General features: G+C 61.5%; 9 protein-coding genes and 3 pseudogenes. 7 read left to right on the top strand and 5 right to left on the bottom strand.

Features of this window, described 5'->3' with window-relative positions:
- Positions 1 to 22: 22 nt before the first annotated feature.
- Positions 23 to 340: a hypothetical protein gene (locus tag LJ655_RS26280; protein ID WP_134192842.1), complete on the bottom strand. Its 318-nt coding sequence runs from the start codon at positions 338 to 340 to the stop codon at positions 23 to 25.
- A 981-nt stretch (positions 341 to 1321) separates the two neighbouring features.
- Between LJ655_RS26280 and LJ655_RS26275 the strand changes: the two genes are divergently transcribed.
- Together LJ655_RS26275 and LJ655_RS26270 are read left to right on the top strand one after the other, a co-directional pair.
- Positions 1322 to 1531 carry a hypothetical protein gene (locus LJ655_RS26275; protein ID WP_230564089.1) on the top strand — a complete coding sequence of 70 codons (210 nt, stop codon included), beginning with the start codon at positions 1322 to 1324 and terminating at the stop codon, positions 1529 to 1531.
- A 90-nt stretch (positions 1532 to 1621) separates the two neighbouring features.
- A complete protein-coding gene (locus LJ655_RS26270) occupies positions 1622 to 1894 on the top strand; it encodes a hypothetical protein (RefSeq protein ID WP_230564088.1) in 273 nt (90 codons plus the stop codon).
- Positions 1895 to 2235: 341 nt separating this feature from the next.
- Here LJ655_RS26270 and LJ655_RS26265 read toward each other — a convergent pair.
- Both LJ655_RS26265 and LJ655_RS26260 read right to left on the bottom strand, forming a co-directional pair.
- Positions 2236 to 2448, bottom strand: a pseudogene (locus tag LJ655_RS26265) (hypothetical protein); the annotation flags it as partial.
- A 10-nt stretch (positions 2449 to 2458) separates the two neighbouring features.
- Positions 2459 to 2836, bottom strand: coding sequence for a hypothetical protein (locus LJ655_RS26260; protein ID WP_230564087.1), 378 nt, complete (start codon positions 2834 to 2836; stop codon positions 2459 to 2461).
- Positions 2837 to 3186: 350 nt separating this feature from the next.
- Here LJ655_RS26260 and LJ655_RS26255 point away from each other — a divergent pair.
- From LJ655_RS26255 to LJ655_RS26240, 4 genes and pseudogenes are all read left to right on the top strand, one after another.
- Positions 3187 to 3418: pseudogene (locus LJ655_RS26255) on the top strand (hypothetical protein).
- Positions 3419 to 3505: 87 nt separating this feature from the next.
- Complete coding sequence (locus LJ655_RS26250) at positions 3506 to 4513, top strand: S1 family peptidase (RefSeq protein ID WP_329959737.1); 1008 nt, start codon at positions 3506 to 3508, stop codon at positions 4511 to 4513.
- Between the two features lie 553 nt (positions 4514 to 5066).
- Entirely contained in the window at positions 5067 to 5378 is a 312-nt protein-coding gene (locus tag LJ655_RS26245) for a hypothetical protein (RefSeq protein WP_230564086.1), read from the top strand.
- A gap of 368 nt (positions 5379 to 5746) precedes the next feature.
- Positions 5747 to 14374, top strand: coding sequence for a glycoside hydrolase family 94 protein (locus LJ655_RS26240; RefSeq protein WP_425605840.1), 8628 nt, complete (start codon positions 5747 to 5749; stop codon positions 14372 to 14374).
- Positions 14375 to 14643: 269 nt separating this feature from the next.
- Here the strand turns inward: LJ655_RS26240 and LJ655_RS26235 are convergent, their stop codons facing one another.
- On the bottom strand, positions 14644 to 15108 hold the full coding sequence (locus tag LJ655_RS26235) for a response regulator transcription factor (RefSeq protein WP_230564085.1): 465 nt from the start codon (positions 15106 to 15108) through the stop codon (positions 14644 to 14646).
- A 440-nt stretch (positions 15109 to 15548) separates the two neighbouring features.
- Here LJ655_RS26235 and LJ655_RS26230 point away from each other — a divergent pair.
- Positions 15549 to 16082 (top strand): annotated as a pseudogene (locus LJ655_RS26230) (IS6 family transposase); the annotation flags it as partial.
- Between the two features lie 399 nt (positions 16083 to 16481).
- On the opposite strand, the gene LJ655_RS26225 reads toward LJ655_RS26230, so the two are convergent.
- Positions 16482 to 17285 (bottom strand): transglutaminase-like domain-containing protein, encoded by an 804-nt coding sequence (locus LJ655_RS26225; RefSeq protein WP_230564084.1) that lies wholly within the window; start codon positions 17283 to 17285, stop codon positions 16482 to 16484.
- Positions 17286 to 17319 lie beyond the last annotated feature (34 nt).

Here is a 17319-nt window from a genome sequence, read left to right as displayed (position 1 = left end):
AAACGGGTGGACCTTCCTGACTCTACGGTCTTGGCCCCTTCATTCCTTCGGCTTCCATGGCCGCATTTCGCTCCTCGCTTGCCCCAATGGGTTCCATAGCCTCGTCAACGGAAGCTGTCGCGCGTTCTGTGGCTGACCTGGTCTCGTTGACAGTGGCGCCAGATTCTCCGTCTTCCTCGCGCGGGGGAACCAGCATGTCATCCAGCATGGCTTCCAGCTCCGGCGTGTCCCATGGCGCTCCGCGCAGTTTCTTCCTCTTTATGTAGTGCCTCACCTCTGCGTCGTGCTCGGAACTCAATGGAAGACCAAGAAAGGTGTTTTGGGGGGTAGCTTCGACCATGGTTCTGCTCCAGAATTTTCCCTGCTTCGAGTGTAATCCTGATGTGCTCAAGAAGCTCGAACTATCGGTCAGGGCATCGGCCGACCGCTTGCAGCGGACGTGACACCAAGATCACCGAGTACAGGGAGAGGAAGCGCATGGCGCAATTTCCGATTGCTACCCGAAATCGTGGTGTTCCTGAAAATCGCAAATGAAGATTTGTTTGCTTGAGGGTCTAACATGTGTCACGTGTCCGGGTGACGGGGTGCTCAGCGTGCGCATCGTGATACCAGGCCATTCATTCTCCTGCATCGGGGCCTTCTCGTCGCGCATCGCGTTCCACGCCTCTGTCGACGTCATCCGTGGTCAGGATGGGTAGCGTCGTATCTGCCTCCCGATATCCAACATCCGTGCGTGGGACAAAGCTGTGTGTGGCATAAAGCTACGAGTACGATAGATCGGTGAATAAAGACCTTTCATATTGCTATGGGAGGCTAATATGTAAGTGTGGGCCCGACGGCAAGGAAGAGTGCCGCGAGTCGATCAATAGACGGTCCTGTATCGTGTTCGCGGTGGTAGTGTGCCTCGCGATATCCGCGGCGGCAGCGTGCAGGCTGGAACATGAGGGCGAGCCGGCCGCCCGTTGGCCAGATACGTCTCTGATCGGGGACCGGGTGCGCGATAAGCACTGAATGACTGAGCATCCGGATTTTGAAAGCGCCAGGGAACGAGTGACATTTCTTACCGCATAATCGGTCGCCAGGTGTAAATCGGGAACAGATTGAAAAGGAAATATGACTCATGCAATGTGGGGCATCGCTTTCGGGTTGGCGCTGATCTTCGCCGTATCACTGCGGAGGTACATGCGCGGCGCCCAGCGGAAACAGGAGATCCGTTGGCTGAACGAACATCACGTATTGGACAGGCTACGCGAGCGTTTGCGATTGTCAGCCGGGAAATGACACCCGCAGGATGCAAGAACTGTTTTGAAGGAGGAACAAGATGACCTTGAATTACGCAGGCAGGTCGCACGATGAAGTCGTCGCGGCGAGACATAAGCAGAAACAAAGGGCGCAGGAACAGGCAGGCGGGGAAATGGCGATCGAGGGGAGTGAGGCCGACGCCGAGCACAGGTGCGGCGAACTGTCCGAACGAGGAAGACATGTATGGCAAAGCGGAAGCGGGATCAACGGTGGGGGGAGGGAGCAGTAAGTCTTGTCGATCCGGTGCATCTCAAATCTTGGGGCCCAGTAAGGGACGGCGAGTAGGGTTGCGCAGCATTACACTAACGAGGAGATCGTGATGAACAAGCCGTACGTCAATGTGAAAGCGATCCTCGAGGTGTTGCGCATGGCCGTCGCGGAAAACTCAAGCGACCCGGGTGCGGCATATTCTCTGCCGTGGCTGGCCGGGTTCCGTGCGCGCGAACATTCTACGATGAACGCGGACGACCGGAACAGTCTCGTCCACGTAGGTGCGCAACTCTGGCAGGAACGGGAGGCATGGGATATCGCACCGGGAGCGCATTCAAATTCGGTGCGTGCGCCAGCGGAGCAAAGGCCTGCGTGGAACTAGTCAGTTATGCACGAGATGCACGAGATTTGTCCGCTTTCCGAGATCCGCCGCGACTACGTCCTTGAGGCACCTGGTGATCAATCAACATGGCAACCATCGTCGCTTTGGTCTTTGAATGGGTGGTGTCGATTTCCATCACCCTTTATTTTGTAGTCGCGACTGCGACCTGTGGTCTGGTTGTAGCTAGCTACCTGATCAGCCTGATTTCCAGAATCCGACGATAAAAGGGACAATCCCGATCGCACGCGGTCTCAGGATGCCTGCGACTGGCTAAGATAGGTTGTCCAGCGCGGGCCGCGCAAAGTCGCACCTCTGAATCGCACTCCAGTCCTATGCGGCCAGCCGTAGCGTCGCTCGATCCATTCCATTGCCCATTTGGTTGCGTAACTGACAGGGTCGTCGCGCAGGTCAAAACCTGCAAGGTCGCCGCTCATGAAGATATCGGCTTCGCTGCCGTCCGCGGTATGGGCGCTGATGCGTGCATGCGCCATATATTCTCCATCGGCCCTGCGCGGTGTCGGGTCGATGCGGTAGTTAGGGAGAGTAAGTTGCATGGTATTCGGATCACCCTGTGAAGTCTGCAAAGATCGGGTGTTTGGTCGGCGCAGGGCTGCCTTGTGCATTCCGTTCTGTTTCAATGCTCACGGCCTCGCCCCTGTCCCATTTAAAGAACTCCTCATCCGGCGGGCAGTTGTCGATCATCTGTTCCGCGTAAGCCGCGCATGCGCGCCGCGCGTCTCCCGCGCTTCGATACGCGCTTTGTGTAACGAGCCTGAACACGCGGCTGCGCGTCGGGACGCTTTCTACTGTCGGCTCCTGAATGCGTACGGCGGCATCGAAGCCCTCCTCGTAGTCGTGCCCACGACCGGATAGGGTAGGGCGACGGGGAAAGACGAGCGGATAGATTTCCAGGCCGCGATACAGGCGGAATTTGACTGTCATGGGATAACCTCGCGCCGCGCGAGGCGGCAAACAGAAAAAGGAGCGTGGAGCAATATCGGTAGTGCTGACAGAGTGACCGCGTTGCACGGTCTCCGATCACTGACAGGTCCCCTTAGGGATCGCCGAAAGCGCTGCTGATGGTCGCCAGGTGCTCCATTGGGCACTCAGTCGACTGCATCCATCCTACGCGCTTTGAAGAGTTTGTATAGGGATATTTCCAGGCTGAACAAGTGCGCGATGGTGCAGTTCGGTCAGGCGCAGGCGTGCGCAGATTTAACTGGCTATAATTGAGGCATTACCGCACAGTCCCGACAAGAGGCGCGTGACCTTACTCCTAGGAGCGCCTCCTCATGTACCGCAGCATTCCCTACCGTGGCTTCGAGATCCACGTCACTTTGGTGGCTTCTGCCGAAGACCTTTATGACGTGACTTTCCAGATCAAGGGGGGCCAACCTTGGCGTGCTCGGCCATCGAGGTCACGGCATCGAGATTCGTAACGGCCCTTTCACGCGGCGCTGGTCTTATCTCATCGGGGAAAGCGCGAGGCAAGCTGCAATCGACACGGTCCTCGGCCCCGCATGAGGGCTAACCGCATGGCCTGGCGCCGTTCCTCACATCGGCGTAACGAGCGGCTTTCCGATCGTCCTCACCACAACAGGAGACTCAGCGATGAAAGCCAATTCCGTCGAGCTGTACGTGAGCCCGAATGGCGACACGTGGCTCCTGGGTATCGGAGCTGACGAACTTCCCGTCGTTCACCATGTCCCGAACGCCGCGTCAGGTGGCCGGCCATCCGAGATTTCCGTTGCGACGTTCCTGTCGTCAGGGCAGGCAGGGCCGCAACGCGATGCTCTGCTTCAGTTGATCGGACAGTTCGTCCGTGATCGAGCGAATTTGCCGCCAACTTCTTCCGGGATACGCGCGGCGCTATCCAGGCCGGCCGCGGATGCGCTGCTTCTCACGGGGGCGCGCGTCCGGACCTTCGCGCATACGGACCATCTGACGAATGCCAGCAGTTTCTTTTTCGCGCGTGACGGGCGGCTCTTTCTTGTGACGAGTCGCCACGTCGTCAGCGACGAGCCAAGCGGACACTTTCCGGACAGGTTGCAAATCGAGCTTCACATCGACCCTGACGATCTCGGTGCCTCGACGTGGTTCTCCATCCCCTTGTATGCGGATAGCGTCGGCCTTTGGCGGCAAGGCGAAGACGACGCCGGCTCAATTGACGTGGCGGTGCTCGAGATTCACAGGGATCGGCTGCCGCCGAACGCGGTATTCAGCTCGTTTGGCCCCGAGCACCTGCCCAGGCCGGGGGACGTAGTGCCAGTTGGCGCTTCGGTGCTGGTCGTCGGATTTCCGCTCGGCTTTCACGATTCACTGCACCATCTACCTGTGGTGCGGCAAGGCGTCATAGCATCGGCGTTCGGCCTGCGCTTTCAGGGCAAAGGATGTTTCATTACCGATGCGCGGACGCACCGTGGCACTAGCGGCGCGCCCGTCGTCATGAGCAACGTATCGACCGGACAAGCGACAACCGGCGCGCGCCTGCCATGGATGCTTCTCGGCGTGCATTCGTCTGCCATTGATATGGGCGCGCGAGATTTGCACATTGACGAGACGCTGGGCCTCAACAGTGCCTGGTATTCGGACGTTCTGATGACTCTGACCAGTTCCTGATTGCCGAAGCGGGCGAAATGGAACGCGACGGCAAATGACGTCATGCCGATTATCCGGCAGCCCCGACACGATCGGGGCCGAGTACGAAACCGTAAAGGTGTGGCGATCGACGCTACCGAGGCGATGCGGGGCGCAGGTTCGGCGAATTTTCCGAGCGAAAGATAACGGATATGGCAAAGAGGAAACGTGGTCAAATTAGCGGAGCTCAGAATTGGTGGACCTGACGCATTGCTAAGCGTGGGGCTCGACAACGTAAGGCGGAGCGCACCAGATGGATTGCGCAGAATCCACCCTCGAAGTTCACGAGGAGATCGTGATGAACAGGCCATACATCAATGTGGAAGCAATCCTTGAACTGTTTCGCACGACCGTCGAAGATAGGTCAAGCAGGCCAGCTGCGGAGGCTTCCCTGTGCTGGCTGGCCGGGTTCCTTGCCCGCGAGCGTTCTACGATGAGCGCAGACGACTGGGACGGCCTTGTTAACGTAGGCGCACACCTCTGGCAGGTTTGGGACGTTGCACCGGAAAGACGTTGATGTTGCTGAGGTTCGCGCATGCCGGACCCTGAACGGCATCGTTGCACCGCATTTCTGCCGCATCTGATGGCCGCCCTGGCCGGCTCGCGCGAGCTGCCTGCTCTTCAAATAGATCGCGACGGAACCGGCAAATGCGCGCAGAATGGTCAGCAAGGCGGCCGCTTCCGCGGTCGAAGTAATTGGAGAAACACGATGTCAAAGGGTCAATTACGCGGCAATCGCGAGGCAAAAAAACCGAAACAGCCCAAGAAAATACCGCCTCCTGCAGCGGATCTTTCCGGGACAACCGCTCCGAAGACCTCCGCCAGCTCCCCGACGAAGAAGAAATAACAGGCACTTAACAGACGCAGGTTCAGTCTGCGTCCCGTGATCTTCCGTTTCGTCGCGCACCGCTTGTCCGGTGCCATACGGGTTAGCCTGGGGCCGGCCCATTTTCTCCCTTCCTGTTGACTAGTCGCATAACACTCGCGACACACCGCACGCGTAAAACAAAGCAAAGTCAGGCATACGTCTCCTCTACTGGCGCGGCTGCACCCGTGCCGCCACACGCGCCAGTGCGCCGGAGTTGGTCATGCCGGCAATTCGTGCTCACGTCCACGGATCATCGTAGCGATGGCGTCCGGCAGACCTTTCAACAATATCGCGCGCGGGTTTTGGCTCGTTCGCCGAAGTCACCTAACCGCAGAAAAAAGGCGTCTGTGAACAACACATTGCTTCAGTACACGATACGATTTCGTTCACGCTCACCACCGTGGACAGACACCGCGCCAGTGCGCGATGAACTATTCGGCGTCGAGCGTCTCGAGCAGCACGCGCAGAGCCTCGCCGCGGCCCAGCCGGTGACGAGCAAACCACCCGTCGTGCTGGCTCTGCACACGCGGCTCAACGACAATGCCGCCGTCCTGCTCGCAGCTTACCGCGCGAGTGCCGCAGAACTGGAGAGCGGCCGGGGCGTGGAGCCTGCGGCCGAATGGCTGCTCGACAACTATCACCTCGTCGAGCAACAGATCCGCGAGATTCGCGACGACCTGCCGCCAGGCTACTACCGTCAGTTGCCCAAGCTCGTCGAGGGTCCGTTCGCCGGCTATCCGCGCGTATTCGGCCTTGCGTGGGCATTCGTTGCCCATACTGACAGTCACTTCGACCCGCAGGTGCTGCGGCGTTTCATCGACGCCTACCAACGGATTCAGCCGCTGACGATCGGCGAATTGTGGGCGGTGGCGATCACGCTGCGCATCGTGCTGATCGAGAATCTGCGACGTCTCGCCGACCAGATGACCGCGGGTCGCACCGCACATGCGGATGCCGACGCGCTCACCGAGCGTCTGCTCGAATCGGGCAGCGCGCGTTCCGCACTGGAAGCGGATATCGCTACACGTTCGCCGGGCGCGTTGTCGGAGCCGTTTGCTGCGCAACTCGCTAAACGGCTGCGTGATCAGGATCCGCGTACCACGCCGGCGCTCGGCTGGCTGGAAGAGCGGCTGAAACGCCAGGATCTTTCCGTCGATGAGGTCGTGCAGCGCGCGCAGCAACACCAGGGTGCATCGAACGTCACGGTGCGCAATGTGATTACCAGCATTCGCCTGATTTCCGACATCGACTGGACAGAATTGTTCGAGAGTATGAGCCTTGTCGATGCGCGGCTGCGCGCAGGCAGCGCATTCGGCACGATGGATTTCCCGACGCGCAACCTGTACCGCAGCGCGATCGAGCAACTGGCGCGCGGTTCATCCGCGAATGAACTCGAAGTGGCAGATATCGCGCTGCAGTCGGCGCAAGCGGCGATTGCAGCGGCGGGCGATACGGTACGTGCGGGACGTGCTGGGGAGCCTGGCTATCATCTGATCGCCGAGGGCCGGCGCGCGCTCGAGTCCACATTGAAATTTCGACCGCCGCCGCGTCTGAAGATCACGCGATTCACTGTCCGTCTCGGCATCGGCGGCTATGTCGGCGCGATCCTGGCGGCTGCCACGATGCTGATGGCACTGGCCTTGTGGGCGATGTGGACGCTTTGGACCGCACCACCGCAAGGCACCGACGCGTGGCTACTCGCATTGTTTGCCGTATGCGCATTCCTGCCTGCCACGGAGGTCGCAACGGCGTTCGTCAATCGCGCGGTGACATCGGGTTTCGGCGCAGTCACGTTACCCGGGCTCGAACTGACGGCGGGCGTGCCGTCGTCGCTGCGCACGCTGGTCGCCGTGCCGACGCTTCTGACCAGCGAGGCCGAGTTGCGCGAGCAGATCGAACGCCTCGAGGTGCATCATCTCGCGGGCGCTGGCGGCGACCTGTCGTTCGCGTTGCTGGCTGACGGGCTCGATGCCGATGAGGAAGTGCTGCCCGGCGATGCGCCTCTGCTAGCCGTCGCTGCCGACGCCATCGAAGCACTGAACCGCCGGCACGGACAAGGCCCCGGCGGCAGCCGTTTCCTGTTGCTGTACCGCCGTCGCGTGTACAACGCGAGCGAGAACAAATGGATGGGCTGGGAACGCAAACGCGGCAAGCTGCACGAACTCAACCGGCTGCTGCGTGGCGCGACCGATACGAATTTTGTGCCGATCGCAGGGCGCGCACCGCAGGTGCCATCAGGCGTACGGTACGTCATCACGCTCGATGCCGACACGCGTCTGCCACGCGATGCCGCGCTGCGCCTGATCGGCAAGATGGCGCATCCGCTGAACCGGCCGCAATTCAGCGACATCGAACAGCGCGTGGTTAACGGCTATGCGATCCTGCAGCCGCGCGTGACGCCATCGCTGCCCGTTGGCCAGGAGGGGTCGCTCTATCAGCGTGTGTTCTCCGGCCCAGGCGGGATGGACCCCTACGCAGCGGCCGTATCCGACGTCTATCAGGACCTCTTCGGCGAGGGTTCGTTTACCGGTAAAGGCATCTACGATGTCGATGCATTCGAAGCGTCGTTGCGCGGCCGAGTGCCGGAAAACGCACTGCTCAGTCACGATCTGTTCGAAGGCATTTTTGCGCGCGCGGGCCTCGCATCCGATGTCGAGGTAGTCGAGGAAGTGCCGTCGCGTTACGACGTCACGTCAAAACGCCAGCATCGCTGGACGCGCGGCGACTGGCAGTTGCTGCCGTGGATCGTCGGGCATCGGGGCCGCGTGCGGCCGGCGATGCCGACCATCGGCCGCTTCAAGATGCTCGACAATCTGCGACGCTCGCTACTCGCCCCCACGATGGTCGCCGCGTTCGCGCTGTGCTGGTTGATGCCGGTACGCGCCGGTCTCGCGGGAATCCTGGCGTTGTCAGGCGCGCTCGCCGTTCCCGCGTTTCTGCCGACGCTATTCTCAATCCTGCCGCGGCGTGCCGGGATTCGCCTGCGCAATCACTTCCGCGTGCTCGCTGCCGACGTGCGGCTTGCCGCGTTGCAAATCGTTTTATCGGCCGCGTTCGTTGCCGATCACGCATGGCGCATGGGCGATGCGATCGGCCGGACACTGGTGCGCCTGTTCGTCACGCATCGCTGCCTGCTCGAATGGACGACGGCGGCACAGTCGAAGGCGAGCCCGCGCCTGGATCTGAGCGGCTTTTATCGACAGATGAGCGGCGGTATCACGCTCGCACTCGCGTTGTGCGCCGGTGCGCTCGCCTTTGAGCCGGCACATTGGCCGCTCGCGCTGCCGTTCGCGTTGCTGTGGCTGACCGCGCCAGCGCTTGCATTGTGGTCGAGCCGTTCGCCAGCGGTCGCTGGGCGATTTGCGATGTCCGACGAGGACGCCCAGGGTCTGCGCCTGATCGCGCGGCGCACCTGGCGCTTCTTCGAGACCTTCGTTACGCCGCTCGAAAACATGCTGCCACCCGACAATTTCCAGGAAGACCCGAAGCCGGTCGTCGCACAGCGCACCTCGCCGACCAACCTCGGGCTGTATCTGCTGTCAGCCGTCGTCGCGCGCGATTTCGGCTGGGCAGGGACGGTGGAAACCGTCGACCGCATTGAAGCCGCATTCGCCTCGATGCAGAAACTTCCGCGTTTCAGAGGCCATTTTTATAACTGGTACGATACGCGGGATCTGCGGGCCCTGGCGCCCGTCTATGTTTCGTCGGTCGATAGCGGCAATCTCGCCGGGCATCTGATCGCGCTCGCCAACGCGTGCGAAGAATGGCTGCAAGCGCCGCTTGCGTCGGCCGCGAGGTCCGGAATACGCGACAACCTGCAACTCGCGCGCGAGGCGGTCGACGCGCTGCCAGTGGCAAACGCCGAACATGGCAAACAGCTCGTCGAGATCTTCAAGGAAATCGATGCGCACCTGCGTGGCCCGCAGACGCTTGACGCGTTGTCGCCGTCGCTGATCCGGCTAACGAAGAAAGCCGCGCAGACGACGCGCGCGATCATGCCGGCCGGCGGCGACGTCAGTTATGCCGATCTGATGTTCTGGATCGAGGCCTTGCATCGCAGCGTGAGCGAACACAGTCGTGACCGGCAACAACTTGGCGCCGTGCCGCAGCTTTTGCAAGCGCGTCTGCGCTCGCTTGCCGACACGTCGCGCGAGATGGCGCTCGGCATGGACTTCGCGTTTCTGCTCGATCCGGATCGCAAGCTGCTGTCGATCGGCTATTCGCAGGCGGATAACAGCCTCGATACGAGCTGCTACGACCTGCTTGCGTCCGAAGCGCGGCTAGCGAGCCTGTTCGCCATCGCCAAGGCAGACGTGACGACGCGTCACTGGTTCCGCCTCGGTCGCGCCGCGACGCCGGTCGGCAACGGTTCCGCACTGATTTCGTGGTCGGGGTCGATGTTCGAGTATCTGATGCCGTCGCTGGTGATGCGCGCGCCGGTCGGCAGTCTGCTTGAACAGACCAGCCGGCTAGTCGTGGAACGGCAGATGTCGTACGCACGGTCGCTCGGCATGCCATGGGGCATCTCGGAGTCCGCGTATCAGGCCCGCGACATCGAGTTCAACTATCAGTATTCGAACTTCGGCGTACCCGGCCTCGGCCTGAAACGCGGCCTGTCCGAAAACCGGGTCATCGCACCTTATGCGACGGGTCTGGCGACCATGGTCGCCCCGCAGGCCGCCCTCGAAAACTACGCGCAACTCGCGAAACTGGGCGCGATGGGCCGCTACGGCTTCTACGAAGCACTCGATTTCACCCGTGCCCGCCTGCCCGACGCAGAGCGCTTCGCGATCGTCCGCAGCTTCATGGCTCACCATCAGGGCATGACGATCGTTGCAATCGCAAACACCTTGCTCGATGCAGTGATGCGAGCGCGCTTTCATCGCGAGCCGATGATCCAGGCGAGCGAATTGCTGCTGCAGGAACGCATGCCGCGCGACGTCGCCGTGGCGCATCCGCGCGCGGAGGAAGTGAACACGTCCGCAGCGGACACCGGTGCGATGTCGCCGACGCTGCGGCGTATCGCCCACACGATGGCGGTCAGCGGGCCGCCGATTACGCATCTGCTGTCTAATGGACGGTATGTGGTGATGCTCACCGCCACCGGCGCCGGTTACAGCCGCTGGCGTGAACTCGCGATCACGCGCTGGCGCGAAGACGCCACCCGCGATCACTGGGGCTCGTTTATCTACCTGCGCGATACGCTGGGCACCCAGATATGGTCTGCCAGCCCGCAACCGTGCGCTGCCGAAGCCGAATACGGCGACGTCGTGTTCGGCGAAGATCATGCGGAATTCACCCGTCGCGACGGATCGCTGACCACGACCATGGACGTGCTGGTTTCCGGCGAAGCGGACGGCGAAGTTCGGCGTGTCTCGCTCGCGAACAGCGGGCGCAGCCCGTATGAAATCGAACTGACCTCATACGCCGAACTCGCACTGGCCACGCCGGCTGCCGACAACGCCCATCCGGCATTTTCGCGGATGTTCGTGCAAACCGAGCATCTCGCCGAATTCGAAGCGCTGGTGGCGACGCGGCGTCCGCGCTCGCATGACGAGGCTCAGGTCTGGGCTGCGCATTTCGCCGTGGTCGAGGGCGAGATCGTCGCCGAACCGCAGTACGAAACGGATAGGCTGCGCTTCCTGGGCCGCGGGGGAAATACCCGCACGGCCGCGTCGATCGTTAGCGACTGTCCGCTCTCCAACACCACGGGTACGGTGCTCGATCCGGTCTTCTCGCTGCGCTATCGCGTGCGCGTACCGCCCGGCAAGGTAGTGCGCGTCACGTTCTGGACCGTGGTGGCCGAATCGCGCACGCAGCTGCTCGATCTCATCGACCAGCATCACGACCGCAACGCGTTCGATCGCGCCAAAACCCTCGCGTGGACGCAAGCTCAGGTGCAATTGCGCTACCTCGACGTGGAAGTCGAAGAGGCGGCGGACTTTCAGCGGCTCGCGGCGCCGATCCTATATGCTGACCCGTGCTTCAGGGCGACGCCCGAGGCCATCGTGCGCGGCGCCGGCCCGCAGTCGGCGTTGTGGCCGCACGGGATTTCGGGGGACCTGCCGATCGTGCTGCTGCGCATCGGCGATGTCGAAGATATCGCGCGGGTCCGGCAGCTATTGAAGGCACACGAATACTGGCGCATGAAGCGGCTGGCGGTCGATCTCGTGATCGTCAACGAACGGGCTTCGTCGTATATCCAGGAGTTGCAGGGGGCGATTGAAACTGCGGTACGCAGCAGTCAGTCGCGGCCGCGCTTCGACGGCGAACTCGCGCAGGGTTCGATCTACGTGCTGCGTGCCGACCTGATGAGTGCCGAGACCAGAGCGCTGCTGCTATCGGCCGCGCGTATTGCGCTGCTGGCACGCCGCGGCGCCATCGCTGCCCAGCTTGGCTACCTGACGCAAATCCCGGCACGCTCACCCGCGCCTCGCCAGCAAAAAACACCGTGGTTATCGCCGTGGCAGGAGCCTCCTGATGCGTCCGCAGTGCCGATGCTGACTGCAGACCTTGAGTTTTATAATGGTCTGGGCGGCTTCGCCCGCAACGGCCATGAATACGTGACGGTGCTCGCTGGGCAGGCCAGCACACCGGCACCATGGATCAATGTGGTTACCAATGGTGGTTTCGGCTTCCAGGTCGCTGCGGAAGGCACCGGTTATACGTGGGCCGAAAGCAGCCGGGAAAATCAGCTCACGCCATGGTCGAACGATCCCGTCGAAGATCCTGCTGGCGAAGCTATTTACGTGCGCGATGAAAGCACCGGCGACGTATGGACGCCCACTGCACAGCCGATCCGCGACGGCGGCGTGTACGTCGCGCGTCACGGGTACGGCTACAGCCGCTTCGAGCACGAAGCGAACGGCATTGCGCTCGGTTTGCTGCAATACGTGCCGCTCGCCGATCCGTTGAAGATTACCCGGCTGACATTGCGCAATCTGTCCGGTCGCAGACGGCGGCTATCGGTTACGGCGTGGCTCGAATGGGTGCTCGGTACATCGCGAGGCGCTGCGGGACCGTTCGTTGTGACGGAAATCGACTCGCTCACGAGGGCGATGCTGGCGCGCAATCCCTGGAATACCGCATTCGGTACGCGTGTCGCATTCGCGGATCTGAGCGGCCGGCAAACGGCGTGGACGGCGAATCGCACCGAGTTCCTCGGCCGCCACGGCGACGCGGCCGCACCTGCCGCATTGACCGGCAACGCGCCGCTGTCCTGCACGACCGGTGCGGGGCTCGACCCATGCGCGGCACTGCAGACTTTCGTCGACTTGGGACCACGCGAGACGGTCGAAGTGGTCGCGTTCGTCGGCCAATGCGCGAGCGCTGCCGAAGCGCGGGCGCTGATTGAACATTATCGCGTCGCGGACCTCGACACAGTGCTTGCCGACGTGACACGTCATTGGCAGAACGTGCTGGGCGCCGTGCAGGTCAAGACGCCGGATCGGGCGATGGACCTGATGCTCAACGGCTGGCTGCTGTATCAAACGCTCGCGTGCCGGATCGAAGCACGCTCTGCGTTCTACCAGGCAAGCGGCGCGTACGGGTTCCGCGACCAGTTACAGGACATGATGGCGCTGACGCACGTGCGGCCCGACGAAACGCGGCGGCACTTGCTGCGTGCCGCATCGCGGCAATTCGTCGAAGGCGACTTTCAGCATTGGTGGCTGCCGCATTCGGGACAAGGTGTGCGTACGCGGATCTCCGACGACCGCCTGTGGCTCGCTTACGCGGCGGCGACGTACATCGGCTGCACTGGCGATCGCGTGGTGCTTGACGAGGCCGTACCGTTCCTCGACGGCCCAATGCTGCAGCCAGGCGAGCACGACGCCTTCTTCCAGCCCATGCTCGCGGAGGGCTCGGCTTCCCTGTTCGAACATTGCGCGCGTGGTCTCGATCAATCTATCGAATTGACCGGCGCGCACGGTCTGCCGCTCATCGGCACGGGCGACTGGAACGACGGGATGAACCGCGTCGGCGCAAACGGCCATGGAGAAAGCGTCTGGCTCGGCTGGCTGCTGTTGCGGACCATTGACCTGTTCGCGCCGCTCGCCGAATCGCGCGATCCGGCGCGCGGCGAGCGCTGGCGCGCGCATGCGGAGTCGGTGCGCGAGGCGCTGGAGCGTGACGCATGGGACGGTGCATGGTACCGCCGTGCGACGTTCGACGACGGCAGCTGGCTCGGCTCGAACAGCAACGACGAATGCCGGATCGATTCGATTGCGCAGTCGTGGGCCGTCCTGTCAGGCGCGGCCGATCCGCAGCGTGCTCAGCTTGCGATGGATGCGGTAGACAAACACCTGATTCGTCGCGAAGACGAGATCGCGTTGCTGTTCACGCCGCCGTTCGATCAGTCCTCGCACGATCCAGGCTATATCAAAGGCTATCCTCCGGGGCTGCGCGAGAACGGCGGTCAGTATAGCCATGCAGCGATGTGGGCGATCTTCGCGTTCGCGAAGCTGCACGACGGCAACCGGGCCGCCGGTTTGTTTTCGCTGCTCAACCCGGTTAATCACGCGCGGACTCCGATGGAGACCGAGCGCTACAAGGTCGAACCCTACGTGGTCGCGGCTGACGTCTACTCAGTCGCGCCACATGTCGGGCGCGGCGGCTGGACGTGGTACACGGGGTCGGCCGGATGGATGTACCGGGCGGGAGTCGAGGGCATTCTGGGGATCCGTAGGGAAGGAGATTTTCTCGTGGTGAATCCCTGTATTCCGGACTCGTGGCCGGGCTTTGAAGCGACGGTCTATGTGCATTCAACCCGCTACGAAATCCACGTGGAATCTGCCCGAGGGCATCCTGCCATGCGCATGGTGCTCGATGGTCAAGCTTTCGATCACAGCGGCGAAGGCGTGTACGTGCCACTTGATGCCGGCTCGCATAGGCTGTCGATTACACTGCGCCGGGGTCACACCGAGAAAATCGACTCCGGAGCCGGCCCCGCAAAGTGCTCCGGGCCGTGCGCATGATAGACAACACCGGCCGTTTCTCGCCCGCGCAGCAACCGATGGCTGATCGCCGCCGGGTCATGCCTACGTTCACTTTGTACTGCTCCCACATTAATCAGCGGCGACTTCGATGCCCGGCTATTGGGCCGCCGCTGACGGCAACGGGGAAATCCTGATAAGCGCGGACCAGATTGGGAAGGTAAAGAGCGCACGGCTTGGCGTCTGAAACACCTGAGGTGTCTCAAGGCACCTATGGCCGGCTCGCCACATCCGAGCCTGGTCGCCTGCGCTCACGGCCAGCAACCGGCATGCACCGGCTGCCAGCGTGATGCCGCAGGAATCTGGCGTCGAAGGACGGCGCTCACGGAGACGGTCCGAGAAGGTTGCTTGCCAGTAATCATCCGCCGCGAGACACCGGCGTGGATGGCTGCTGCCAGTTCCTCGAACCGAGCCGGCTTGCGCAAAAACCGCCCCCATGATGTCCACGGGTTGGGTGGTTCCGGCGCCGCTGACAGCATCAGGATAGGCAACTCTGAGTATGCGTGCTGGGCATGGACCAAACGGCACAGCTCAGCACCGTTGATGTCCGGCATTTCGTAGTCTGTGATCATGAACTGGATGGACTCATGGTGCAAAATGGCCAGTGCACGCTGTCCGTCGCCTGCGACGCTCACCTGGTGACCGTCACTTTCCAGCGCCAACTGCAGCGAAGAGAGATTCTCGGCATCGTCATCAACCAGCAGAATATTCGCCACATTCGGCTCAAAGAGGTGCTCGTTCGGGGACGGGTGATGGGGCGAAGCTGCTCGTACTGCCCCTGCGCAGGCCACAATACGTTCCCGCAATCGACGTGCCGCAACCTCGGCACCTCGTTTTGTTTATTCGGCGCGGCAACCATGCAGCCCATGTGTTGACGAAACTGAATCCGAATATCTCGCAGCAGCTTTCCGCGAACGAACGGCTGGTCAAGAGCACACATCAGTCATTTATCGCGACCCGCCGATTGGCCGCTGTTGGCCGACTTGCCCGATGCATGCCGGATAAATCGGTACCATCTGCCCGGTCGTTGACATTCTTATTTCGAATGCGCGAAACCCATACCGCACAAGTCTTTGCGTGTCACCGATGGGAGCCAGCGGGCGAGTTGACACATTTAATGCCGCAACGTTGACACATTTAATGCGGTCTACGTCACGCGAAGGCTGTACGCGGCAAGCCGGGTTCGACATGGCATATCGATGAGGTCATGCTGAAGCTGCGCGGTGAGCCGTACGTGCTGTGGCGCGCGGTGGACGAACACGGCACCGAGCTGGATGTGCTGCTACAAAAGCACCGCAACAAGGCTGCGGCCAAACGCTTCTTCAGGCGGCTGCTTCGCTCGCACCCGGTGCCCAAAAAGATTGTGACCGATCAATTGCGCAGCTATCCGGCAGCAAAGGCGGAAGTGCCCGAGCTGGCCAATGTGAAGCACGTATTCGTGAAGGCGTCGGCTCGGACCAACAACCGCGCTGAAAATAGTCACCTGCCCACGCGCCGGCGTGAGCGCCATATGCAGGGATTTCGCGACGCAAAGCGCACACAGGCGTTTCTCTGCCGTTTCGGCCCCATCCGACAACACTTTGCTTTGCCCCGGCACCGGATGAAGGCAGCTTTCCATCGGGCAGAGCTCCAGGCACGCGTTCTCGCATGGCATGCATGGGCACGCGCGCAATTCGTTAACGCAAATTAATAACGAAACCTTACGTCGAAGGAGAGCTACAACCCGACTCACGCAATTTGACAAGGCCTTCCAGAGGCGATGAAAGCAATCAGGATGGCCGCAAGCTGACGCCCCGAGGGGCTTTGTTGCGCGCGCTCTGCCCGGTTAGGTCCATCGCGTCGTATTGAACTCAATCGACGTGATCACCGATCTCGCGCTCAGTCTGAGAAGTCTCGTTTCCACACGATCTCGACCCAAACGCGTCATCTGCGACACCACCAGGAAATGACTGTCCGTCATCGTTTTAACAGATGGACGGCGGAGTTCCCACTCAACTCTTTGAAATTCGAAACTGGATAAAGAGGCGAATTGCTGCGTCCATGATTGCTGTGTTGGAAGCGGAGCGACGTAATCCGAAAGCGCACGAACTCACTCGGGCGCGCAGTGGACATCGAATTTGACGAGCTTCGTCGGACCAAATGTGTTGCTGATCGCAACATCGGCAGCATCGCGGCCGCGCGCCATGAGGACGCGTCCAGTACGCGGCGCGTTGTTGCGCGGATCGAAGGTCTGCCATGAGCCGCCAACGTAGGCTTCGAACCAGGCTGCAAAATCCATCGGACCCCACGGCGGCGGCACGCCGACATCGCTGATGTATCCCGTGCAATAGCGCGCCGGAATATTCATCGCGCGGCACAACGCCACAGCCAGATGCGCGAAGTCGCGACACACGCCCTTGCGTTCCTGCCACGCCTGAAAAGCGGTCTTGGTCGGCCGTGCGAATTCGTATCCAAACGTGATGTGATGATGCACGTAGTCGCAAATCGCCTGCACCCGGCGGCTCCCCGGAAGCGTACTGGAAAACAGCTTCCACGCAATGTCGGAGAGCAGATCGGTTTCGCAATAACGGCTGCCGAGCAGGAACATCAGACATTCATCCGGAAGCGTTTCAATGGCATGCTGATAGTCGAGCGGCTCGCGCGTCTCGGGTCGATCGGAGATGTCGAGCAGCGCGGTGGTGGAGAGCGAAATCAGCCCTGGCGGCGCGACGATGCGACTGCAGAGATTGCCGAAGCTATCGCGATACTGCGTGATTGCCACCGGTGGATCGACCGCCAGCAGATCGGCAACCAGCACATCCTGCGCTCGGGAAAAATGCGTGTTCAACATCAGCACCATCGGTGTCGGCTGCACGCACTCATAGATTAGTTCATAGCCCACTCGAAGTTTCATCTGACCACCCTTGCATTGAAAAGATCGTGACGCG

Source organism: Paraburkholderia translucens (assembly GCF_020881035.1).
Classification (GTDB): Bacteria; Pseudomonadota; Gammaproteobacteria; order Burkholderiales; family Burkholderiaceae; genus Paraburkholderia; species Paraburkholderia translucens.
The sequence above is the reverse complement of the archived record's forward strand: the minus strand, read 5'-3'. Positions and strand labels throughout refer to the sequence as shown.